Below are 21855 nucleotides of genomic sequence, written 5' to 3'. Positions count from 1 at the left end.
GATTCGCTACACACCGCGGGGAGCGGCCCTGAGCGCCTCGATGTCACCCGGCTCGCCCTGCAGCTCCACCCGCGCGGCGTCGCGGCCGAACGCGAACAGCACGAGCTCTCCCGGCTCGCCGAGCACGGTGACGACGCCGGGCCCGGTCCTCACCACGTGCCGCTCCCCCGACGGGCGGGCGAGCACCACGCCCACCGGGCTGCGGCGCAGCAACATGCCCATCCGGCGAGCACCCGCCCAGAGCTGACCGTCGCGCTCCTCGTCGGGCTCGCGGGGCTCCCAGCCCGGCTCGCCGCGCCGGACGTCCTCGTGGTGGACGAAGAACTCGGTGCCGTTTGCCGCCGCGTTCACGCGCTCCAACCGCATCGGTGACCAGGACTGCGGGCCGCCGCGGAAGAGCGCGACGGCCTCGTCCCACGGCATCTCGCGGTAGCCGTCCATCGCCCGCTCGGTGACCGCCGCCAGCGCGGGGACCAGGATCCCCGCGGCCGCGTGGGGCTGCCGCTCGCGGACGAGCAGGTGGGCGAGCAGGTCCCGGGTGGTCCACCCTTCGCAGAGCGTCGGGCGGTCCGGACCCACCCGCAGCAGCTCGTCGCCGAGCGCGGCGCGTTCCCGGCTCGCAAGGCTCATGATCCGAACTGTACTCGGGAATCGACGATGCTCCAGGGGTATCACTCTGGACTCGATCTGCTACGCACGAGCATGGGATCGCGCTCCTCCGCCTCACGCTCGCTCGCGCCCTGCGACGTGGACCCGCGCTCAGACTTGCTGGGGAGCCGTCCGCTGCTCCTTCCAGGGGAGGAGCAGCGCCGCGAACCAGCCGATGATCGCGAAGCCGCCGACGATCACGATGGCGGCGAAGTACTGCCCGCCGCCGGGGACGGCCCCTGCGACCAGGGAGCCGGCGATCGCCACGCCGAGCGACGAGCCCAGGTTGGAGACGCTCCGCGACACGCCGGAGATGTCGCCCTGGACGCGCTCCGGCCACACCGACTGCACGAGGTTGACCGACGCCGTGAGCATGATCCCGACCCCGATGCCCGTGAGGAACAGGCCCGGGATGTAGCTCCAGACGCTCGGCCTCGTCCCGCCGAGCAGGAGCAGCAGCCCGAGGCCGAGCGTGGTGACGAAGAAGCCGAACCGGATCAGCCTGCGCTCCCTGTGCCGGCGGGCCATGCGCGGGGCGGCCGCTGACGACAGCAGCAGGCCGATCGTGGCGGGCACCAGCACCAGCCCGGTCTCGATCGCCGAGAAGCCCCGGACCTGCTGGAGGAACACCGAGATCACGAAGAAGGCCCCCTGCAGGACCAGCCACTGGAGGGTCTGGGTCAGCAGGCCCAGGTTGGAGGTGAGGTTGGCGAACAGCGTGACCGACACCAGCGGTGTGCGGCCGCTTCGCTCCCTCGTCCACGCGTAGCCGACGAACACGGCCAGGACGACCACCCCGAGACCCAGGTACAGCCACACGGGCGAGAGACCGCCCTGAGGGATGACCACGGTGCCGCCGATCGCGTAGTCCTTCGTGGCCGTGCCCCACCCGTACTCCCCGCTCTGCAGTACCCCGAAGACCACGAAGAACAGGCCGAGCGCCGAGAGCACCGCGCCCGGCCAGTCGAACGCGGGCCGCTGCGCCGGTAGCGGTGGATCGGCGATGCCACGACCCAGCCAGATGATCGCGACCACGATCAGGACCTGCAGGAGGAACGACGCCCGCCAGCTGAGGAGGCTGGTGACGAGCCCGCCGATCAGGGGCCCCGCTGCGGCGCCGATCCCGGCGGCGCCGCTCACCACGCCGAAGTACCGGGCGCGGGCGGTGGTGTCGTGGAACAGGGTGGTGATGAGGATGTAGATCGGCGGGATCAGCAGCGCCGAACCCACGCCCTCGAGCAGGGAGTAGCCGAGTATGAGGAGCGGCAACCCCTGAGCGAGCGAGGCGAGCAGAGCGCCCGCTCCGTAGACGACGAGCCCCACCTGGAAGCAGAACTTGCGGCCCCAGATGTCGGTCAGCTTGCTGCCCGGGATCATCAACGCCGCCATCGTCAGCGTGAACAGTGTGATCGTGGTCTGGATCCCGGTGACCGAGGTGTCGAGGTCCGTGGCGATCGAACTGATCGCCACGTTCATGTTGGAGGCCGCGTAGCTGGCGACGAACTGCGCCAGCGCAAGCGGCACCACCGCCGCCCGGGCCGCGCGTTCGGCACCTGCGGTACTGGGCATGGCCCGATGCTCCGCCGGGCGCCCACCGACGTCCTCACCCGCTCCGTATGAACGCCGGCCCCCCCACGCCCACCTGGCGCCACCGCCGTCGAGCGTGATCTTGGTCCAGGCAGGTCGATCACGACGAGGGCTCCGGCCTACCCCTCGGTGACGTACGGGCTCGACGCGATCTCCGTGCCGTCCTCGAGCGTGCCGATCTCGAAGTCGTTGAACACGTTGGGCACCTCGCGCTGCAGCTGCCGCAGGCACTCGACGGCGAGGGCGCGGATCTCGACGTCGGCGTGCTCGGTGGCCCGCATGCCGATGAAGTGGCGCCACGCCCGGTAGTTGCCCGTGACGACGATACGGGTCTCGGTGGCGTTGGGCAGGATCGCCCGTGCCGCCTGCCGCGCCTGCTTGCGCCGCAGCGTGGCGTCGGGGACGTCGGCGAACCGCTTCTGCAGGCCCTCCAGCAACGCCTCGTACGCCCGGACCGACGCGGCCGCGGCCTCGCTGAAGAGCTGGTGCAGCTCGGGGTCGTCGGCGATGACGTCGGGCTCCACCATCGCGGCGTCCCGCTCGGGAACGTAGCGCTGGGAGAGCTGGCTGTAGGAGAAGTGGCGGTGGCGGATGAGCTCGTGCGTGAGCGACCGCGACACGCCCGTGAGGTAGAAGCTCACCGTGCCGTGCTCGAGCACCGACAGGTGGCCGACCTCCAGGATGTGGCGCAGGTAGCCGGCGTTGGTGGCGGTGGCCGGGTTGGGCTTCGACCACGACTGGTAACAGGCTCGCCCGGCGAACTCGGCAAGGGCCTGGCCGCCATCGGCGTCGGTGGTCCACGGCACGCCCTCGGGCGCGACGAACTCGGTCTTGGCGACCAGCTGGACCGTCACCGGCACGGACTGCGGCATGCCGCGAGCGTAACCACGGGACCCGCCACACCCCCGTGACGCCACATGGCGTCATCTTTTTCTTGACTGACGTCATACTTGACGCCATAGTGGCGTCATGGACCTGAGCCAGTACGTGCAGCAGCTTCGCGAGGACCTCGCGTCCGCGTCTGCTGCCGGCGACGAGCAGACGCAGCGCACCGGCGCGCTGCTCGGCGCCGCGATCGAGCCGGCGGCCCGGCTCGCGATCATGAATGCGCTCTCCGACCTCGCGGCGGAGGTCACCGCCGCACTCGGGGACCGCGTGGTCGAGGTGCGCCTCGACGGCCGCGACGTCCGCATCGCGGTGAGCCGCGACGAGGGCGCCGAACCCGAACCAGAGCCCGGGCCGCCCTTCACGGGGTTCGGCGACTTCAGGGGCGCCGACACCGGGGACATCAGCCGCATCACGCTGCGGCTCGTCGAGCAGATCAAGAACCAGGCCGAGCAGGCGGCGGCGGCGCAGGGCGTGTCGCTCAACTCCTGGGTCGCGCAGGCCGTGCAGGGCGCCCTGGCGGGCCACCACCGCAAGCCGGGCCACCAGGGCGACTGGAAGCACGATCGCGGGGGCAAGCGCCTGCGCGGCTGGGTGGAGGGGTGAGTGGCGTGAGCGAGTCCGAGAACGGCCTCGAGCAGGGCGGCTTCGAGCAGGACGACTTCGCCGGTGCCGGCCCCGGGCCCGGCCTGGTCCGCCAGCAGAGCTGGCGCGTCGACGGCCCGGCCGAGCTGGAGCTGGCCACCGACGTCGGCCGGGTCCGCGTGCACCTCGAGGACCTCCCCGAGGGCGGTGGCGAGCTGCGCGTGGAGGTACGCCACGACCCGGCGGCCAACAACACGTTGACCCAGGGGATCTCCAGCCTGATCAACTGGCTGGGCAACGCCACCGGCGGCGGGTTCGGCGACGCCGAGCAGCTCGCGGTCGACGCCGTCTCGGCGGCCGAGATCAGCTGGTCGGAGAGCGGGCGGCGGCTCGTGGTGCGCTCGTCGCAGGAGCTCCCGCTGCGGGCGGTGCCGCTCGCGATCACCGTGTGGGCGCCGACGCGCTCGCGGCTGGCGGCGCGGGTCGGCGCGGGCGACGTGCGGGCCAGCGGCCGGGCGGGCTGGGCAGGCGTGCGCGCGGGCTCCGGCAGCGCCACGCTCGACGGCGTCGACGGCGACGCCGACGTCACCACCGGCTCGGGCGCCATCGACCTCGGGCCCGTCACCGGGCGGGCCCGGCTGCGCACCGGGTCGGGCGCGATCCGGGTGGCCGCCACCGGCGGCCCCACCGAGATCAAGACCGGCAGCGGCGACGTCGTCCTCGGCGAGGTGAACGGCGACGTCCGGGTGCGCACGGGCTCCGGGGACGTCACCGTCTCCGATGGGCGCCGCGGCGACCTGCAGATCACCACCGGCTCCGGTGCGGTCCGCATCGGCGTGCACCCCGGGGTGGGCGCCGAGCTGGACCTCGTGTCCGGCTCCGGCAAGGCGCGCAGCGAGCTGGACGTGGCCGGCCAGGCACCGCAGACGCCGCCCGCACTGCAGGTGCGCGGGCGCACCGGCAGCGGCGACGTCCTCGTGGCCCGCGCGGCGGTACCCGCCTGACCCGGCACACGTGACCGCACGGCCGGCGGGCGTGGGGGGAGCCCGGGTGTGGGGGCCCGGGGGCCGGATGGGCCGGCGGCACCCTCGTCGATGGGGAGCGACGGGGGTGCCGTCCGGCCGTGCCGGGTCCGGATCAGGCGCGCGGGTCGGGCAGGCGGCGGCTGAGCAGCACGATGCCCACCAGCGCCAGGGCGTACACGCCGGCCACCACGACGAACCCGGCCCGGGGCCCGGCGGTGCCGGCGAGCTCCCCGTAGAGGCCGCCCAGGAGGGCCACCCCCAGCGCGAGGAACGTCTGCTGCGCCGTGGTGAAGACGCCGCTGCCCGCACCGGCCCGGGCGGCGGGCACCTGCGAGAGGGTCAGCCCCACCACCGTGGTCATCGCCATGCCCTGCCCGAACCCCACGATGAGCGTGCCGGGCGCGATGTCGAGCGCGGTCAGGTCCGGCCATCCGCCCGAGACGGTGGCGAGCACGACGAGCAGGCCCACGATCTGCAGCGCGAACCCGGCCACCACCACCGACCGGCCGTAGCGCGCCACCATGCGCGCGTTCGCCAGCGACGCCGCGAAGAAGCCGACCGCCAACGGCGCCAGCGCCAGCCCGGCGTCGAAGGGCCCCATTCCCATCCCGTCCTGCAGCAGCAGCGCGCAGACGAACATGAACCCGCCGAACCCGGTGAAGAACGGGACGGCCACCCCCAGACCGCGGCGCATGCTGGGCAGCCGCAGCACGCTCGGCGGCAGCAACGGCACCCGGCCAGCCCGCTCCACCCGCCGTTCGACCACCGCGAGCACGCACGCCAGCACGGGCGCCGCGGCGAGCATCCCGACCGACCACGCGGGCCAGCCCATCGCCCGCCCCACCGTCAACGGGACGAGCAGCGCGAGCAGCGTGGCGCCCAGCAACACCGTGCCCCTGCCGTCGACGCCGAGCGGGTCGGCCGAGCGGCTCTCCGGCACCGTGTGCCGGGCCAGCACCAGCGTGACGATCCCGATCGGCACGTTGACCAGGAAGATCGTGCGCCAGCCGAGCCCCGCGACGAGCGCGCCGCCCAGCACCTGACCGATCACCATCGAGATGCCGGAGTTCGCGGCGTAGTACCCCACGGCCCGCACCCGCTCCGCGCCCGACGTGCGCGCCTGGATCGACGCGAGCACCTGTGGCATCGCGAGCGCGGCCGCGGCACCCTGTGCGATGCGCGCGAGCACGAGCGTCGTGGCGTTCGGCGCGAGGCCGCACACGAGCGAGGTCACGGTGAAGGCGGAGAGGCCGATCCGGAACATCCGCCTGCGGCCGAACGCATCGCCGAGCCGGCCGCCGAGCACCAGCAGCACCGCGAAGGCGATGCCGTACCCGGCGACGACCATCTCGAGGGTCGCGCTCGAGGCCTGCAGGTCGGCGTCGATCGTGGGGAGGGCGACGTTGACGATGAAGAAGTCGATGACGTTGAGCGCGGCGCCCAACAGCAGAGTCAGCAGTCCGGCGGAGGTCAGCCCGGGACCGGCCGTTGCGGAGGTAGACCGAAGCGAAGTGTTGTGCACGGTTGCCACGCTCCGCGCGGGCGGAGGGTGGTACCAGAGCGTGGTCATCCAGGTATCGGCACTACCCGGTAACAGGCTCGGCGTGGCACCGTGGAGTCCATGAGCACCGCGCTCGAACCCGTCGGTGCGCCGGCCGACGCCGTCGCCACCCTGCCGAACGCGACCCGCCGGCGCGAGCTGGCGGCGTTCCTGCGCAACCGCCGCGAACGGCTCACCCCGCAGGGGGTGGGGCTGCCGATCACCGGGCGCCGGCGCACCCCGGGCCTGCGCCGCGAGGAGGTGGCGCAGCTCGCCGGGGTGGGCGTCACCTGGTACACGTGGCTGGAGCAGGGCCGCGACATCCGCCCGTCGGAGCAGGTGCTCGCCGCGGTGGCCCGCACGCTGCAGCTCGACCCGTACGAGGCGGCGCACCTGTTCACGCTCGCCGGGCTGCCGGCGCGGCCGTCGCAGCGGGACGACAACGCGGTGCCGCCGGGTGTCGTCGCGATGCTCGAGCGGATCGACCCGTGGCCCGCGGTGGTGGCGAACGCGCGCACCGACATCCTCGCCTACAACCGCGGCTACAACTGGCTCTTCGGCGACGTCGACGAGCTCCCGTTCGAGGAACGCAACACGACGCTGCAGTCGTTCCTCGGCAGGTGGGAGAAGCGGATGCCGGACTGGCACACGCACAAGGCGCGGTCGGTGGCGCAGCTGCGGGCCTCGATGGCCGACCACATGGCGGATCCGCGCTGGAAGGCGCTGATCAAGCGACTGCGCCGGGAGTCGGCCGACTTCGACGCGCTGTGGAGCCGGCACGACGTCACCGAGCCGCGCAACCTGACGAAGCGGTTCCTGCACCCCGACGCGGGGCTCCTGCAGTTCCACACGACCTACCTCTGGCTCACCCCCTCCTCCGAGATCCGGATGGCCACCTACACGCCGGCCGACGCCGACACCGCGGGCGCGCTGGCGGCGCTGCGGCTCTGACGCCGCAGCGGGGCCGCGAGGTCGCCCCGCTCCCCCACCTCGAACCCGTCGAGACCGAGCCACTCGGCCATGACCCGCAGCTCCGCCGCGAGTTCCGCGGCGACGCGCGGGACGTCGGCCCCCTGCTCGGCGAACGCGCCGGGCACTCGCAGCACGCCCGCCGCCCGGTCCGCCTTGAGGTCGACCCGGGCCACCAGCTCGCCGTCGAGCAGGAACGGGAACACGTAGTAGCCGTACTGCCGCTTCGGCTCCGGCACGTAGATCTCGATGCGGTAGTGGAAACCGAAGAGCCGCTCGGTGCGCGCCCGCTCCCAGACCACCGGGTCGAACGGGCAGAGCAGGGCACGGCCGGTGATCCGCCGCGGCACGCGGGTGCCCGGCAGCCGGTACGCGGGCCGCTCCCAGCCGCGCACCCGGACCTGCTCGAGCGCGCCGGCCTCCACGAGCTCGGCCACCGCCGCCTGGCTGCGCGCCGGGGCGAGCCGGTAGTAGTCGCGCAGGTCGGGTTCGGTGGCCACGCCCAGTGCCTCCGCGGCACCCAGCACGAGCCGCCGGGCGGCCTCCTCGGCGCTCGGCTGCGGCGCGGCGAGCACGGCCGGCGGGAGCACGCGTTCCGGCAGGTCGTAGAGCCGCTGGAAGTGGCGGCGCGTGCCGGTGGTGAGCGCGCCGGTGCCGAAGAGGTACTCGCAGATCCGCTTGACGTCCGAGCGCTCCCACCACGACGCCCCGGCCGGCCGCGGGCGGGTGGGCGCCTCCAGCTCCTTCTCCAGCGCGCCCGCGCCGATGGGACCCAGCTCCTTGACCGCGGCCAGGATGTCGTCGACGAGGCCCGGGTGGCGGTCGGCCAGCGGCTGGTAGCTGCGCCACCAGCGCTCGCGGAAGGCGCCCGACCACAGGAGCGGCCAGTCCTGCACCGGCAGCAGGCTCGCCTCGTGGGCCCACGCCTCCACCAGCAGCCGCGGCCTGCGCGCGGTGTGCGACCACGCGGCGTCGTCGACGAGCGCGTGGTCGTACGGCCCGAGCCTGCTGAACAGCGGCATGTAGTGGGCGCGGACCGCGACGTTGACCGAGTCGAGCTGCAGCAGCCGGACCCGGTCCAGCACCCGTGCGAGGTGGCGGCGGGTGGGCGGGCCGGACGGCCGCGGGTCGGCGAACCCCTGGGCGGCCAGCGCCGCCCGGCGCGCGGCGGCGGGACCGATCGTCTCGACGGAGGGCGTCACGCAGGGGATGTTGCCAGCCGGGTCCGACGCTTTCGGGGGCGCTCGGCCGCGATCACCACCAGGACCGCCAGCAGCACCACGGCGCCGCCCGCGAGCTGCGCGGGGGAGAACCGCTCCCCCGCCACCAGGACGCCCAGGAGCACCGCGATCACCGGGTTCACGTACGCGTAGGTGGCGACGGTGGAGACCGGCAGCACGGCCAGCGCGTACGCGTAGGCGCTGAACGCCACCAGGGACACCACCACGGCCATGTAGCCCCACGCCCACCACGCGCCCGGCCCGACGGTGCCGAGCTCCGGCCGCTCGCCCGTGAGGACGCTCCCGGTGAACAGGATCACCCCGCCCACGAGCATCTGCCCCGCGGCCAGGGCGAACGGGTTGGCGGGCGCGGGCATCCGCGTCGTGGCGAACGTGCCGGACGCCCAGCCGACTGCGGCCAGCAGCACCAGCCACGGTCCCCACCACGCGGTGCCGAACACACCGCCCGACCCGGCCGCCGGGCCGGCGAGCAGCAGCAGGGCGAGGCCCGCGACACCCAGCCCGACCCCACCGATCGTGGCGCGCCGGGGCCGGTCGCCGGTGAGCACGCGCAGCACGACGATCCACATCGGCACCGATGCGATCAGCAGCGCCGCGAGCCCCGACGCCACGTTGCGCTGGGCGATCGTGACGAGCCCGTTCCCCCACGCCGGCAGCAGCAGTCCGGCCAGCGCCGCCGTGCCGAACTGCGGCCAGGACATGCGGAACGCCCGGCGCCCCGCGGTGGCCAGCACCACGATCGCGAGCAGCGATCCGCCGGCGAGGAAGCGCGTGCCGCTGGCGAAGAGCGGCGGCACGTCGGCGATGATGAATCGGTTGGCGAGGTAGGTGGAGCCCCACAGCACGTAGACCACGCCCAGCGCGGACCACGCGAGGGCCGGCCGGCGGCCAGCGACGTTCACGCGCACAACGTTGCCATAGCCAACGACGGGTGGCTGCCGAGTTCCCGGGGGCATGGGCTTGGATGTGGCCATGGCCACCGCCGCCGTCCGCCCCGCGACGCCCGAGGACGTCGACGAGATCGTCCGCCTCCAGGCCGACACCTGGTCCACCGCCTATGCAGGGCTCGTACCCGCCGCCGCGCTGGAGGGCCTGCGCTCGCCCGCGGCCCGCGCGGCGTGGAGCGCGGCCGTCGTGGCAGGCGACGGTCACCACGTCCTCGTCGCCACCGAGGGCGCGTGGACCGTCGGGTTCTGTGCGGCAGCGCCCGCCGTCGAGCCGGAGGGCGCGGTGGCCCCGTCCGCCCCGACGCTCGGCCCGGAGGCGTGGGCGGAGATCAGCGCCCTGCTCGTCGAGCCGCGCTGGGGCCGGCGCGGCCACGGGGGCCGGCTGCTGGCCGCGGCCGCAGCGGCGCTGCGGGCCGAGGGCGCCCGGTACGGCCTGGCCTGGGTGCCCGAGGCCGACGGCGCCTCGCGCAGCTTCTACAAGGCCGCCGGCTGGGCGGCCGACGGCACCGTCCGCGTCCTGGACACGGGCGAGGGCGAGCTCCGCGAGCTCCGGGTGACCGGTTCGCTGGACCTCGAGGTGCGCTGACGCCCCACTTCGCACACCCAGGCCGGACTTCGCACAGGGCCGGCGCTGTGCGAAGTCGGGGCGCGGTGTGCGAAGTGGGTTCCTAGAGGCCGAGGAGGGGCTCCAGGCCGACCGTCAGGCCCGGACGGTCGCGGACCGCGCGTACGGCGAGGATCACGCCCGGCATGAACGACGCGCGGTCGAACGAGTCGTGGCGGATCGTCAGCGTCTCACCGGTGGTGCCGAGCACCACCTCCTGGTGGGCCACGAGCCCGGGCAGCCGCACCGAGTGGACGTGCACGCCCTCGACCCGCGCGCCCCGGGCGCCCGGGACCTCCGACGTGGTGGCGTCGGGCACCTCGCCCGCGCCGGCCTCCGCCCGCGCGGCCGCGATCAGGGCCGCGGTGTGCACCGCCGTGCCCGACGGCGCGTCGACCTTGCCCGCGTGGTGCAGCTCGATCACCTCGACGGAGTCGAAGAACCGCGCCGCCGTCTTCGCGAACTGCATCGCGAGCACCGCCCCGACCCCGAAGTTCGGGGCGATGAGCACGTGGCCGGGGCGGGCGTCGAGCCGGGCGCGCACGTCGGCGAGCCGGGCCTCGTCGAACCCGCTGGTGCCCACCACCACCGCGATGTCGTGGTCGAGGCAGAACTGCAGGTTGTCCAGCACGGCGCCGGGGTGGGTGAAGTCGACGGCCACCTGCGCGCCCGCGTCGATCAGCACGGAGAGCGGGTCGCCGTCGTCGACGCCTGCGGCGAGCGCCATCCCCTCCGCCGCCTCCACGGCCGCGCAGACCTGCGTGCCCATCCGCCCCCGTGCGCCCAACACGCCGACCCGAATCTCGTCGCTCACGGCGGGCAGCGTAGTCAGGCGAAGACGAGCGCCCCGACCCAGACCGCCGCCGCGAGCAGCCCGGCGGCCATCTCGATCACGATGCTCCAGCCGACGGCCGCCAGCGCCTTGCGGGTGGACGGCCACGCGGCGTCGTGCCCGCCGAGCCGGGCCAGCTCCGCGAGGTAGACCCCGAGCACGAACCCGACGAGGAGGCCCAGCACCGGGATCACGAAGAACCCGATCACGCCCAGGACGGCGCCCAGCGCGATCGTGCGGCCCGGGACCCCGGACTCGCGCAGTCGCCGCCCCGGTACCAGGTACTTCACCACCGAGCCGATCACGACGATCGCGACCACGATCGCCAGCACGGTCCACGCCACGGCATCCCCGCGGGGCACGGCCCACACCGCCACCCCCGCGACCACGAGCACCAGCCCGGGCAGGATCGGCAGCGCGATCCCCACGATGCCGACCGCGACCAGCACGGCGGCGAGGACGGTGAGGAGCTCCACGGCGCCGATGATGTCACCACGCTCCCCGCTCGCGCGCTGCGGACGATCCGGCGCTCGCACACCAACATCGGTGTTCACACACCAACTGCAGTTCGTGTGCGGGCGCCGAGGTTCGTGTGCCCCGCCCGCGCGGGCGGGGCGACGACGCGTCGCACACCAACCTTGGTGCTGGCACACCAACTGCAGTTGGTGTGTCGACGCAGAAGTTGGTGTGCGAGCAGCCGGGCCGCCCCACGCATCCCGGCGGCTCGTTTCGCGCCGAAGCGCTGATCTTGTCCACCAAGACCGCCTCCGGTGGCGCCGCGCGCCCACCGGGCAGCCCCGCACACAGCGTGGCGCCACCGGAGGCCGCAACCAGGTAGCGCCCGAGGCGCGCCCTGGCCTCAGCTGCCTTCGGCCAGTGCCCGGAGGGAGTCCGGGAGATCGCGCTCGTCGTCGTAGGGACCGACCACCCCGACCGTGAGCGGCACCGCCAGGAGCTCGGCGGCAAGCGCCTCCACCTGGTCGGCGGTGACCGCGGTGATGCGGTCGAGGCTCTCGGTGATCGTGCGTTGGCGGCCGTGGTCGAGCTCGGAGCGCCCGATCCGGTTCATCCGCGACGGCGTGTCCTCCAGTCCGAGCACGAGGCCGCCGCGCAGGTTGCCCTGGGCGCGGACGAGCTCGGCCGGGCTGAGGCCGCCGGAGGCCACCTCGGCCAGGACGGCGCGGACCACCGCGGCGACCTCGTCGACGCGCTCCGGAGCGCACCCGGCGTAGACCGAGAAGCTGCCCGCGTCGGCGTAGGCCGCGATCGCGGAGTAGACCGAGTACGCCAGCCCGCGCTGCTCGCGGACCTGCTGGAAGAGCCGGGAGCTCGGTCCGCCGCCCAGCGCGGTGTTGAGCACCGTGAGCACGGTGCGGCGGGGGTCGTGGCGCGGGAGGCCGGGCACGCCGAGCATGAGGTGCACCTGCTCGGTGTCGTCCGGGCGCAGGACGAGCCGGGGCCCGGCGGCGAGGCGCGCGGGCGCCGGGCGGCGTGGTGGCACCGGGGCGGCGGCCCCGGCCCGCGCGGCCGCCGCGGCCAGCGCGGCCGAGACGAGCTCGACGACCTCGGCGTGCACGAGGTTGCCGGCCGCGGCCACCACCATCCGCGGGGTGGTGTACTCGCCGCGCCAGAACTCGAACAGCGTGTCGCGGCTCATCTGCCGGATCGAGTGCTCGGAGCCGATCACGGGCCGCCCGAGCGGGTGGTCGCCGAACAGCGCCTCGTCGAACAGCTCGCCGAGCAGGTCCTCGGGGTCGTCGTCGCGCATCGCGATCTCCTCGAGCACCACCCCGCGCTCGATCTCGACATCCGGCGGCGCCAGCGTGGCGTCGGTGACGACGTCGGCGAGCACGTCCACCGCGAGCGGCAGGTCGGTGTCGAGCACGTGCGCGTAGTAGCAGGTGTGCTCCTTCGCGGTGAACGCGTTGAGGTCACCGCCGACGGCGTCGAACTCCTCGGCGATCCCCACGGCCGTGCGCCGGCGGGTGCCCTTGAACAGCAGGTGTTCCAGGTAGTGCGCGGCGCCCGCCTGCAGGGGCGACTCGTCGCGGGAGCCGATGCCGATCCAGATCCCGAGCGACACCGAACGTACGCCCGGCACCGTCTCGGTGACGACGCGCAGCCCGCCGGGCAACTCGGTGCGGGAGACGCCGCCGGGGGCGGGAGCAGCAGCTCCCACCCCCGGCGTCACGAGAACATCTGTCACGCCGAATCCTCGCTGACGCTCGTCATCGGCGTGGCTCCGTCGCTCGAGTCGCTGGTTGACCTCGCGAGCTCGGTCAACTCGGCGAGACCGCCTCGGCCTCGTCGTTGTCCTCGGCGGCCGGGGCAGCCGGGGTGCCGTTGGGCGACTCCTCGCCGACCGGGACCAGGCTGATCTTGCCGCGGTTGTCGATGTCGGTGACCTCGACGCGGATCTTGTCGCCGACCTTGACGACGTCCTCCACCTTGCCGACCCGCTTGCCCTGGCCGAGCTTGGAGATGTGGACGAGTCCGTCCTTGCCCGGCACCAGCGAGACGAAGGCCCCGAACGCCGCGGTCTTGACGACCGTGCCGAGGAACCGCTCGCCGATCTTGGGCAGCTGCGGGTTGGCGATCGCGTTGATCATGCCGATGGCCTCCTCCGCGGAGGGGCCGTCGGCGGCACCGACGTAGATCGTGCCGTCGTCCTCGATCGAGATGTCGGCGCCGGTCTTCTCGGTGATCGAGTTGATCATCTTGCCCTTCGGGCCGATGACCTCGCCGATCTTGTCGACCGGGACCTTGATCGCCGTGACGCGCGGCGCGAACCGGCTCATCTCGTCGGGCCGGTCGATCGCCTCGCCGATGACCTCGAGGATCGTCAGGCGGGCGTCCTTGGCCTGCGAGAGCGCGGCCGCCAGCACCTCGGACGGGATGCCGTCGAGCTTGGTGTCCAGCTGCAGCGCGGTGACGAACTCGGCCGTACCGGCGACCTTGAAGTCCATGTCGCCGAAGGCGTCCTCGGCGCCGAGGATGTCGGTGAGCGCGACGTAGCGGGTCTGGCCCTCCACCTCGTCACTCACCAGGCCCATCGCGATGCCCGCGACCGGCGCCTTGAGCGGCACGCCGGCGTTGAGCAGCGACATCGTGGACGCGCAGACCGAGCCCATCGACGTGGAGCCGTTGGACCCGAGCGCCTCCGACACCTGCCGGATGGCGTAGGGGAACTCCTCGCGCGTGGGCAGGACGGGCAGCAGGGCCCGCTCGGCCAGCGCGCCGTGGCCGATCTCGCGGCGCTTGGGCGAGCCCACGCGGCCGGTCTCACCGGTGGAGTACGGCGGGAAGTTGTAGTGGTGCAGGTACCGCTTGTGCGTCTCCGGCCCGAGCGAGTCGATCTGCTGCTCCATGCGCAGCATGTTGAGCGTGGTGACGCCCAGGATCTGGGTCTCGCCGCGCTCGAACAGCGCCGAGCCGTGGGCCCGCGGGATGACCTCGACCTCGGCCGAGAGCGGCCGGATGTCGGTGATGCCGCGCCCGTCGATGCGCACCTGGTCGCGCAGGATCCGCTGGCGCACGAGCTTCTTGTTGAGCGACCGGAACGCGGCGCCCAGCTCCTTCTCCCGGCCCTCGAACTTCTCGCCGAGCGAGGAGAGCACCGAGAGCTTGACCTCGTCCAGCCTGGTCTCGCGCTCCTGCTTGCCGGCGATCGTGAGCGCGGCGGCCAGCTCGTCGCTCGCGGCCGCCTCGACGGCCTCGTACGCGTCGGGCTGGTACGCGGGGTAGGTCGGGAAGTTGCCGGTGGGCTTCGCCGCGACGTCGGCCAGCTGCTGCTGGGCGACGCACAGGCTGCGGATGAACGGCTTCGCCGCCTCCAGCCCGGAGGCCACGACCTGCTCCGTGGGCGCCTGCGCGCCACCGGCGACCAGCTCGACGGTCTCGGTGGTGGCCTCGGCCTCCACCATCATGATCGCGACGTCGTCACCGACGACCCGGCCGGCGACGACCATGTCGAACACGGCCCGCTGCAGGTCCTCGTACTGCGGGAACGCCACCCACTGGCCGTCGATCAGGGCGACGCGCACGCCGCCGATCGGGCCGCTGAACGGCAGGCCCGCGAGCTGCGTGGACGCCGACGCGGCGTTGATGGCCAGCGCGTCGTAGGGGTCCTGCGGGTCGAGCGACATGACCGTGACGACGATCTGGATCTCGTTGCGCAGGCCGTCGACGAACGACGGGCGCAGCGGCCGGTCGATCAGCCGGCAGGTGAGGATCGCGTCGGTGCCCGGGCGGCCCTCCCGGCGGAAGAACGAGCCGGGGATCTTGCCGATCGCGTACATCCGCTCCTCGACGTCCACCGTGAGCGGGAAGAAGTCGAAGTGCTCCTTGGGCTGCTTGGACGCCGTGGTGGCGGACAGCAGCATGGTCTCGTCGTCGAGGTAGGCGACGACGGATCCGGCGGCCTGGCGCGCGAGGCGCCCGGTCTCGAACCGGACGGTGCGGGTGCCGAAGCTCCCGTTGTCGATGACGGCACTGGTCTCGTGCACGTCCTCAAGAGGGTCTGTCATGAGGTCCTTCTTCTCGGGACCCCACGCCGCGCCGGGTGATCCTCGGCCTGGCCGGTCTTCGATCGAAGCCCCCGGGACTCCGTGGTCCCGGGAGCCACTACCGAGGACCGGCGGATCGTCTGCGGCGAGGCGTGGCGTCTGAACATGGCTGTGGAGTTGTGAGCTGTGGAGTTGTGGAACGTGTACCGGCCCGGACCGAGGAGCTGGTCCGGGCCGGCGGGTGTCAGCGGCGGAGGCCGAGACGCTCGATCAGCGACCGGTAGCGCGCGACGTCGACCGATGCGAGGTACTTCAGCAGCCTGCGGCGACGGCCGACCAGCAGCAGCAGGCCGCGGCGGGAGTGGTGGTCGTGCTTGTGCTGCTTCAGGTGCTCGGTGAGGTCGCTGATCCGCTTGGTGAGCAGCGCGACCTGGGCCTCGGGCGACCCGGTGTCGCCCTCGTGGACACCGTAGGTGTCCAGGATGGTCTTCTTCTGTGCGGCGTCGAGTGCCACGTGGTGCCTCTTCCTTCGTGATGTGCCGTGAGGCCCGCACCCCTGCCGAGGGGGCGGAAGACGGTGCACGGCCGCCACGGACTGCAGCCGGACCCGGTACGCCACGTTACCAGGGACGATGCGCCGAGCGTCTCATGACCCCGGGCGACTCGCCGCCTGCCGCAGTACCTCGGCGAGTTCCGGGAACGCCGGGCCGAGCGCGGCCGCCGCCGCGGCCAGGCGGGCGGGGTCGGCCACCCCCCGCAGCACCGCGGCCGCGGTGCCGTCGGGCCCTGGCCGCTGCACGCGGTGGCCTGCCGTCCGCGGGGCGGGCCTGCGCTGCCCGTTCCAGTGCCAGCGGGCCTCGGCGATCTCCGCGAGCAGCGCGTCGACCGTGCGGCGGTCGGCGGGCGGGCGCAGCGCGTGGCAACGCTGGTCGAGCAGCAACATCCGCGCGAGCACAGCGGGATCGCCGATCTTCACGCGCCGCGCGCTCACCAGCTGGCTGAGCATCGCCGGGCTCATGCCGAGCGTGCGCGCCAGCCGGGCCTGGGAGATGCCGAGCGCCCCGGTGAGGCGGCGGACGCGCTCACCGAGCGGGGCCCCGTAGAGCTCCCGCTGCCGCTCCTGGTTCTCGATGAGCCAGGGGCTCGTCGCGTCCGCCATGCCCAGGATGCTGGCAGGTCCGCCACCCGTTCCGGGGCCGAACGCGAAAACTGGGCCGATGGTGGGCTCCGCTCAGCGGGCCAGCAACTCCCGGGTGCGCGCGACGTCCCGGTGCATCTGCTCGACGAGCGCGGTCACGTCCGCGAACCGCTCCTGGCCGCGCAGCCGGTGGATGAAGTCGAGCGCCACCTCGAAGCCGTAGAAGTCCTCGTCGACGTCGAGCACGTACGCCTCGACCGTGCGCACCTTCCCGGAGAACGTGGGGTTGGTGCCCACCGAGATCGCGGCGGGGAGCGCCCGGTCCTTGATCTCGAACAGGCCCGCGTAGACGCCGTCGGCCGGCAGCGCGGTGTACGGGGCCGTGGCCAGGTTCGCCGTGGGGAAGCCCAGGTCGCGGCCGCGCCGATCGCCGTGCACCACCACGCCCTCCACCCGGTGCGGCCTGCCGAGCGCGGCCGCGGCCGCCTCGACGTCGCCCGCGTCGATGCAGGCGCGGATGTAGGTGGACGAGAACGTGATGCCGTCGTCGGTGATCAGCTCCAGGCCTTCGACGCCGAAGCCGAACCGCTGTCCGAGCCGGGTGAGCAGCGCGACGTCGCCCGCGGCCCGGTGGCCGAAGGTGAAGTTGCGCCCGACGACGACGTCGGCGGCGTGCAGCCGCTCCACCAGCACCTCGTGGGCGAACTCGGCGGGCTCGGTGCGGGCCAGCTCCGGGGTGAACGGGAGCACGCAGAACGCGTCGACGCCGAGGCCCGCCACCAGGTCGGCGCGCCGCGGCAAGGTGGTGAGCCGCGCGGGGTGGCTACCGGGGCGCACGACCTCGGCCGGGTGCGGGTCGAACGTCACCAGCACCGCTGGGAGCTCCCGCTCCCGCGCCCGCTCCACCGCACGGCCGATGAGCCGCTGGTGGCCGCGGTGCACCCCGTCGAACACGCCGACGGTGACGACGCTGCGCCCCCAGCCGGTCGGCACGGCCTCCAGCCCCCGCCAGCGCTGCACGGGACGAGCCTACGAAACGGCGGCGGGCCGATCGCAGCAAGGTGGCTCTACTGCGGTCCCACCGGAGCAGAGCCACCGTGCTGCGCTCCGGCGGCGGGCGGCGTGCGGTCCCACGTCGTCGCCGTGACACCCCGCTCGCGCAGCACCGCCTTGCGGACCTTGCCGTTCTCCGTCAGCGGCAGCTGCGCCACCACGTCGACGTAGCGCGGGATCGCGAACCTCGCGAGCCTCGGTGCGCACCACGCGGTGAGCTCGGCCGGGTCGACCCGCCCGCCGTCGCGGGGCACCACGGCGGCCATCACCTCGTCCTCGGACAGCTCCGACGGCACCGCGTACACAGCCACGGCGGCGACGGCCGGGTGCGTCGCGATGACCTGCTCGACCTCGAGGGAGGAGATGTTCTCGCCGCGGCGGCGGATCGAGTCGGTGAGCCGGTCGAGGAAGCGCAGCCAGCCGTCGGGCTCGCGAACCACCCGGTCGCCGGTGTGGAACCACAGGTCGCGGTACGCGGCGGCGGTGGCGGCCGGGTTCTCGAAGTAGCCGGTGGCGTAGGCGTAGGGCTGCCGCGACCGGCACACGAGCTCGCCCGGCTCCCCGTCGGGCACGTCGAGCCCGTCGGCGTCCACGACCCGCACCTCGTGGTCGGGCAGCACCACACCCATGTACCCGGGCCGCTGCGCCGCCGGGTGCGCACCGAGCACCATGTTCGTCTCGGTGGAGCCGTAGCCGTCGACGAGCAGAACTCCGAACCGCTCCCGGAAGGCCGCGTGCGCGGCCGCGGGCGTCGCGGGCGAGAGCGCGATCCGCACGCGATGCGCGGTGTCGGTCTCCGCTGCCGGCCGGGTCAGCAGGATCTGCACCATCGCGCCGAGCAGGTAGGTGACGGTGGCCCCGGCCTCGCGCACGTCGGCCCAGAACCGCGACGCGGAGAACCGCTCGCCCAGCACGTACGTCGCCCCCGCGCAGACGGCCTGGAAGAACGCGTTGAGCGCGTTGGTGTGGAACAGCGGCAGACAGGTGTACAGGACGTCGTCGTCGGTGATCTCCAGGCACTCGCCCACGGTCACCCCCCACCAGTGGAACTGCGCCTGCGGGCAGCACACGCCCTTGGGCAGGCCGGTGGTGCCGGACGTGTAGAGGATCGCGACGGTGTCGCCCGGCGCGGCCGGGCGGGCCGGGAGCTCCGGGCCGGGGGCGGGGAACGTCTCCCCCACGACCCAGCGTTCCACCGGCACGCCTGCCTCGTCCAGGACGCCGGTGAGATCGGGCTCGACCACCACGACCCGGGCACCGGAGTCGGTGAGCGCGTGCCGCAGCCCGGCCCCGCGCAGGGCGGTGTTCAGCGGGACCGCGATGGCGCCGAGCCAGGCGCAGCCCAGCACCGTCTCCAGCAGCTCGAGCCGGTTGCCTGCGAGCAGCGCGATGCGGTCGCCCGGCTCGATGCCGCGTTCCGCCATGGCCCCCGCCATCCGGGCGGCCCGCTCGACGGCGTCGCGGTAGGACCAGGTCGTCGCGCCGCGGACGACCAGCGGCTTGTCCCCGTAGCGCCGCGCCTGCAGCTGCAGCAGCCGCGGCACGGTCCGGTCCGGCGCGGGCAGGTCGCGCAGCGGGCTGCGGTGGGTGGGCAGCAGCGGTGCGCCGCCCGGCACGAACGCGGCCCCGGGCTCCCGCCACGCGCTCAGCGGCACGACCGAGCCCACCGGCACGTCCGCGTCCAGGCGCCCGACGACGACGGTGCCGGTCGCGGTGCGCACGCTCGCCAGGCGGGTGCCGGCGGCGTCCACCGTGACCTGCTCGACCACCGCCTCCCGGCAGGGCACCGGGCGCAGGTCCGTGCCGTGGCACCGCGGGCAGACCGCGCGCGGCGGGAAGTGGGGGTGCCCGCAGTCCGCGCACCCGGCCAGCTCGATCACGCCACTCCCTCCAGCACCGCCGCGTTGGCGCATGCCCCGTACCGGTAGAGCACCATCCCGTAGCCGGTGACGAGCGCGAGCCGCGCGCGGTCCACCTGCCGCTCCCCCGCCCGCCCCAGCAGCTGCAGGACGGCCTCCACCAGCCCGTGCATCCCGCCCGCGGCGCCGGCCTGACCGGCCGAGAGCTGCCCGCCCGACGGGTTGAGCGGCCACCCGTCCCGGGCCAGCCGCCCGTGCAGGAAGGCGTGCAGGTCGGGTGCGCAGCCCAGGTCGGCCAGCTGGGCGAGCGCCATCACCGGGTAGTCGTCGTAGACGCAGGCCAGGTCGATCTCGCCGGGGCCGACGCCGGCACCGGCCCACAGCCGGTCGGCGACCTGCGCCAGGCCGGTGACGATCCCGTCGCCCTCCTGTCCGTCCGGGTTGTGCCGGGACGCGACCGCGCGCACCCGCACGCCGGGCCCGCCTGCGGTGAGCACGAGCGCGTCGGCGCCCGCGACCACCGGTACGCAGTCGAAGCGCCGCAGCGGCGCGGCGACGACCGGGGCGGCGAGGTACTCGTCCAGTGACAGCGGTGCGCGGTAGACCGCCCCCGGGTTGCGCGCCGCCCAGCGCCGCTGGGAGAGGGGGACTTGCGCGTAGTCGGCGTCAGCGAGGCCGTGGGCGGCCGCGTGCCGCTGGGTGAGCAGCGCGAAGAGCGCGTTCGGCCCGCGCAGCGGCAGCGGGGTGAGCGCCTCGGCGGTGGCGCGGTTGTAGGTGGCGGTGAGGCGGGCGAACGCCGCGCGGTCCAGGTGGTCCCCGGCCACGAGCACGACCACCCGCGCGTCGCCCGCCTCGATCGCCCGCACCGCGTGCTGCAGGAGGTTGATCCCGCTCGCGCCGCCGTGCGGGTCCTGCATGATCCAGTCCAGCCGCAGCCCGAGCCGCCACGCCAGGTCGATCGCGTGGTCCGGCGCGAGCGAGAAGCTGCTGACGCCGAGGCCGTCCACGTCCCCGTGGCCGAGCCCGGCCGCGCCGAGCGCGCCCCGGACGGCCGCCGCGAGCAGCTGTTCGGCGGTGCGGGACGTCCGGCGGGCGTAGGGCTCCTCGTACGCCGCGACGATCGAGGCCGCGGTCACCGCGCCCCGATCGCCGTGAGGTCGCGGGCCACCGTCTCGCGCGAGGCCAGCACCGCGACCACCGTGATCGCGCCCATGACCGCGAGGTAGACCGCCACCGGCATCCACCCGCCTGCCCACGCCAGCAGCGCGGTGGCGATGAGTGGGGAGAGCCCGCCCGCGAGCACCGACGCCATCTCGTGCCCGAGCGCCACGCCGCTGTAGCGCACCCCGCTGCCGAACAGCTCGCTGAAGAACGCGGGCTGCGTGCCGATCATCGCGCCGTGGCAGACGGCGTTGGCGACGACGACGGCCAGCAGGACGAGCGGCGTCTCGCGGGTGTCGAGCAGCAGGAAGAACGGCCACGCCCACAGCGCCATCGCGACGGCGCCGAACGTGTACACCGGCCTGCGCCCGATCCGGTCCGAGAGCGCGCCCCACGCCGGCATCGCGAGCGCCTCGACGGCCATGCCGAGCACCACCGCGGTGAGGGCCACCTCGCCGGCGATCCCGATCTTGCTCGCGTACGCCAGCACGAACGTCAGGAAGATGTACGAACCGCCGTTCTCGGCGATCCGCGCCCCGAACGACACGAGCACCGCGCGCGGGTGCCGCCGCAGGGCCTCCAGCGCCGGCACCCGGTGGCGCTCGCGCGTCTCGGAGAACGCCGCGGTCTCGAGGACCTTCATCCGGATCACCAGGCCCGCGGCCATGAGCAGCACGCCGACGAGGAACGGCACCCGCCAGCCCCAGGCGAGGAACTGCTCGTCGGTGGTCACGGCCGCCATCACCGCGAACACGAGCGCGCTGAGCACGAACCCCACGCCGACCCCGGTCTGCGACAGCGCCGAGAGCATCCCGCGGCGCCGCGGGTCGGCGTTCTCGCTGATCAGCAGCACGCCGCCGCCCCACTCGCCGCCCACGGCGATGCCCTGCACCACCCGCAGCACCGTGAGCAGCGCCGGTGCGGCGACCCCGATCTGCTCGTACGTGGGCAGCAGCCCGATGAGGAACGTCGCCGCACCCATCAGCGTGAGCGTCGCGACGAGCATCGCCCGCCGCCCGATCCGGTCCCCGAAGTGCCCGAAGATCAATCCGCCGATCGGCCGGGCCGCGAACCCGAGCGCGTACGTGCCGAACGCCGCGATCGTGCCGGCGAGGGGGTCGACCGTCGGGAAGAACAGGTGGTTGAACACCAGCGCGGCGGCGGTGCCGTAGAGGAAGAAGTCGTACCACTCCAGCGCGTTCCCGACGAGGGACGCGAGCACTGCGCGCCGGATCGGGGTGCGGGGCTGGGTCGATGTCGACGTTGACGTCATGGC

General features: G+C 73.9%; 20 protein-coding genes. 4 read left to right on the top strand and 16 right to left on the bottom strand.

Annotation, left to right across the window (positions count from 1 at the left end; genetic code table 11):
- Nucleotides 1-6: 6 nt before the first annotated feature.
- From ABEA81_RS26400 to thyX, 3 genes are all read right to left on the bottom strand, one after another.
- Nucleotides 7-630 (bottom strand): TIGR03085 family metal-binding protein, encoded by a 624-nt coding sequence (locus ABEA81_RS26400; RefSeq protein ID WP_345608158.1) that lies wholly within the window; start codon nt 628-630, stop codon nt 7-9.
- Nucleotides 631-759: 129 nt separating this feature from the next.
- Nucleotides 760-2217: an MFS transporter gene (locus tag ABEA81_RS26395; protein WP_345608156.1), complete on the bottom strand. Its 1458-nt coding sequence runs from the start codon at nt 2215-2217 to the stop codon at nt 760-762.
- Between the two features lie 137 nt (nt 2218-2354).
- A complete protein-coding gene (thyX, locus tag ABEA81_RS26390) occupies nt 2355-3107 on the bottom strand; it encodes an FAD-dependent thymidylate synthase (protein ID WP_345608154.1) in 753 nt (250 codons plus the stop codon).
- 97 nt (nt 3108-3204) lie between these two features.
- On the opposite strand from thyX, the gene ABEA81_RS26385 reads away from it, so the two are divergent.
- A complete protein-coding gene (locus ABEA81_RS26385) occupies nt 3205-3726 on the top strand; it encodes a toxin-antitoxin system HicB family antitoxin (RefSeq protein ID WP_345608152.1) in 522 nt (173 codons plus the stop codon).
- A gap of 5 nt (nt 3727-3731) precedes the next feature.
- Complete coding sequence (locus ABEA81_RS26380) at nt 3732-4709, top strand: DUF4097 family beta strand repeat-containing protein (RefSeq protein ID WP_345608150.1); 978 nt, start codon at nt 3732-3734, stop codon at nt 4707-4709.
- A gap of 133 nt (nt 4710-4842) precedes the next feature.
- Here the strand turns inward: ABEA81_RS26380 and ABEA81_RS26375 are convergent, their stop codons facing one another.
- A complete protein-coding gene (locus ABEA81_RS26375) occupies nt 4843-6300 on the bottom strand; it encodes an MFS transporter (RefSeq protein WP_425570661.1) in 1458 nt (485 codons plus the stop codon).
- 51 nt (nt 6301-6351) lie between these two features.
- Here ABEA81_RS26375 and ABEA81_RS26370 point away from each other — a divergent pair, with 51 nt between their 5' ends.
- A complete protein-coding gene (locus ABEA81_RS26370; RefSeq protein ID WP_345608146.1) occupies nt 6352-7221 on the top strand; it encodes a helix-turn-helix transcriptional regulator in 870 nt (289 codons plus the stop codon).
- Here the strand turns inward: ABEA81_RS26370 and ABEA81_RS26365 are convergent.
- Nucleotides 7167-8441 carry a winged helix-turn-helix domain-containing protein gene (locus tag ABEA81_RS26365; RefSeq protein WP_345608144.1) on the bottom strand — a complete coding sequence of 425 codons (1275 nt, stop codon included), beginning with the start codon at nt 8439-8441 and terminating at the stop codon, nt 7167-7169. The two genes, ABEA81_RS26370 and ABEA81_RS26365, sit on opposite strands and share 55 nt — an antisense overlap.
- A complete protein-coding gene (locus ABEA81_RS26360; RefSeq protein WP_345608142.1) occupies nt 8438-9382 on the bottom strand; it encodes an EamA family transporter in 945 nt (314 codons plus the stop codon). The genes ABEA81_RS26365 and ABEA81_RS26360 overlap by 4 nt, the downstream gene beginning before the upstream one ends.
- Before the next feature lie 70 nt (nt 9383-9452).
- Here ABEA81_RS26360 and ABEA81_RS26355 point away from each other — a divergent pair, with 70 nt between their 5' ends.
- Nucleotides 9453-10013 carry a GNAT family N-acetyltransferase gene (locus tag ABEA81_RS26355; protein WP_345608140.1) on the top strand — a complete coding sequence of 187 codons (561 nt, stop codon included), beginning with the start codon at nt 9453-9455 and terminating at the stop codon, nt 10011-10013.
- 82 nt (nt 10014-10095) lie between these two features.
- Here the strand turns inward: ABEA81_RS26355 and dapB are convergent, their stop codons facing one another.
- The 10 genes from dapB to ABEA81_RS26305 all read right to left on the bottom strand — a co-directional run bounded on the left by dapB (nt 10096) and on the right by ABEA81_RS26305 (nt 21852).
- Complete coding sequence (gene dapB / locus ABEA81_RS26350; RefSeq protein WP_345608138.1) at nt 10096-10845, bottom strand: 4-hydroxy-tetrahydrodipicolinate reductase; 750 nt, start codon at nt 10843-10845, stop codon at nt 10096-10098.
- A 14-nt stretch (nt 10846-10859) separates the two neighbouring features.
- Nucleotides 10860-11339, bottom strand: coding sequence for a DUF456 domain-containing protein (locus ABEA81_RS26345; protein WP_345608136.1), 480 nt, complete (start codon nt 11337-11339; stop codon nt 10860-10862).
- A gap of 383 nt (nt 11340-11722) precedes the next feature.
- Nucleotides 11723-13069, bottom strand: coding sequence for a M16 family metallopeptidase (locus tag ABEA81_RS26340; protein WP_345608134.1), 1347 nt, complete (start codon nt 13067-13069; stop codon nt 11723-11725).
- Nucleotides 13070-13142: 73 nt separating this feature from the next.
- A complete protein-coding gene (locus ABEA81_RS26335; RefSeq protein WP_345608132.1) occupies nt 13143-15389 on the bottom strand; it encodes a polyribonucleotide nucleotidyltransferase in 2247 nt (748 codons plus the stop codon).
- A 223-nt stretch (nt 15390-15612) separates the two neighbouring features.
- Nucleotides 15613-15882, bottom strand: a complete 270-nt coding sequence (gene rpsO, locus ABEA81_RS26330; protein WP_345608130.1) for a 30S ribosomal protein S15 — start codon at nt 15880-15882, stop codon at nt 15613-15615.
- A gap of 132 nt (nt 15883-16014) precedes the next feature.
- The gene (locus ABEA81_RS26325) at nt 16015-16527 is read right to left on the bottom strand and encodes an XRE family transcriptional regulator (protein WP_345608127.1); all 513 of its coding nucleotides are present in this window, start codon (nt 16525-16527) and stop codon (nt 16015-16017) included.
- Nucleotides 16528-16599: 72 nt separating this feature from the next.
- Complete coding sequence (locus ABEA81_RS26320) at nt 16600-17526, bottom strand: bifunctional riboflavin kinase/FAD synthetase (protein WP_345608125.1); 927 nt, start codon at nt 17524-17526, stop codon at nt 16600-16602.
- Nucleotides 17527-17573: 47 nt separating this feature from the next.
- Nucleotides 17574-19439, bottom strand: coding sequence for an ATP-dependent acyl-CoA ligase (locus ABEA81_RS26315; protein WP_345608123.1), 1866 nt, complete (start codon nt 19437-19439; stop codon nt 17574-17576).
- The gene (locus tag ABEA81_RS26310; RefSeq protein WP_345608121.1) at nt 19436-20554 is read right to left on the bottom strand and encodes a thiolase family protein; all 1119 of its coding nucleotides are present in this window, start codon (nt 20552-20554) and stop codon (nt 19436-19438) included. The genes ABEA81_RS26315 and ABEA81_RS26310 overlap by 4 nt, the downstream gene beginning before the upstream one ends.
- A complete protein-coding gene (locus ABEA81_RS26305) occupies nt 20551-21852 on the bottom strand; it encodes an MFS transporter (RefSeq protein ID WP_345608119.1) in 1302 nt (433 codons plus the stop codon). The genes ABEA81_RS26310 and ABEA81_RS26305 overlap by 4 nt, the downstream gene beginning before the upstream one ends.
- Nucleotides 21853-21855 lie beyond the last annotated feature (3 nt).

The sequence above is a fragment of the Pseudonocardia adelaidensis genome, assembly GCF_039543345.1.
Classification (GTDB): Bacteria; Actinomycetota; Actinomycetes; order Mycobacteriales; family Pseudonocardiaceae; genus Pseudonocardia; species Pseudonocardia adelaidensis.
This window is presented reverse-complemented; position numbering and strand designations above follow the sequence as displayed.

Bases quoted from the DNA above. Each gene is read 5' to 3' on its own strand.
- ABEA81_RS26400 (WP_345608158.1), bottom strand. From the start codon at position 630: ATGAGCCTTGCGAGCCGGGAACGCGCCGCGCTCGGCGACGAGCTGCTG.
- ABEA81_RS26395 (WP_345608156.1), bottom strand. From the start codon at position 2,217: ATGCCCAGTACCGCAGGTGCCGAACGCGCGGCCCGGGCGGCGGTGGTG.
- thyX (WP_345608154.1), bottom strand. From the start codon at position 3,107: ATGCCGCAGTCCGTGCCGGTGACGGTCCAGCTGGTCGCCAAGACCGAG.
- ABEA81_RS26385 (WP_345608152.1), top strand. From the start codon at position 3,205: ATGGACCTGAGCCAGTACGTGCAGCAGCTTCGCGAGGACCTCGCGTCC.
- ABEA81_RS26375 (WP_425570661.1), bottom strand. From the start codon at position 6,300: ATGACCACGCTCTGGTACCACCCTCCGCCCGCGCGGAGCGTGGCAACC.
- ABEA81_RS26370 (WP_345608146.1), top strand. From the start codon at position 6,352: ATGAGCACCGCGCTCGAACCCGTCGGTGCGCCGGCCGACGCCGTCGCC.
- ABEA81_RS26355 (WP_345608140.1), top strand. From the start codon at position 9,453: ATGGCCACCGCCGCCGTCCGCCCCGCGACGCCCGAGGACGTCGACGAG.
- ABEA81_RS26335 (WP_345608132.1), bottom strand. From the start codon at position 15,389: ATGACAGACCCTCTTGAGGACGTGCACGAGACCAGTGCCGTCATCGAC.
- ABEA81_RS26325 (WP_345608127.1), bottom strand. From the start codon at position 16,527: ATGGCGGACGCGACGAGCCCCTGGCTCATCGAGAACCAGGAGCGGCAG.
- ABEA81_RS26305 (WP_345608119.1), bottom strand. From the start codon at position 21,852: ATGACGTCAACGTCGACATCGACCCAGCCCCGCACCCCGATCCGGCGC.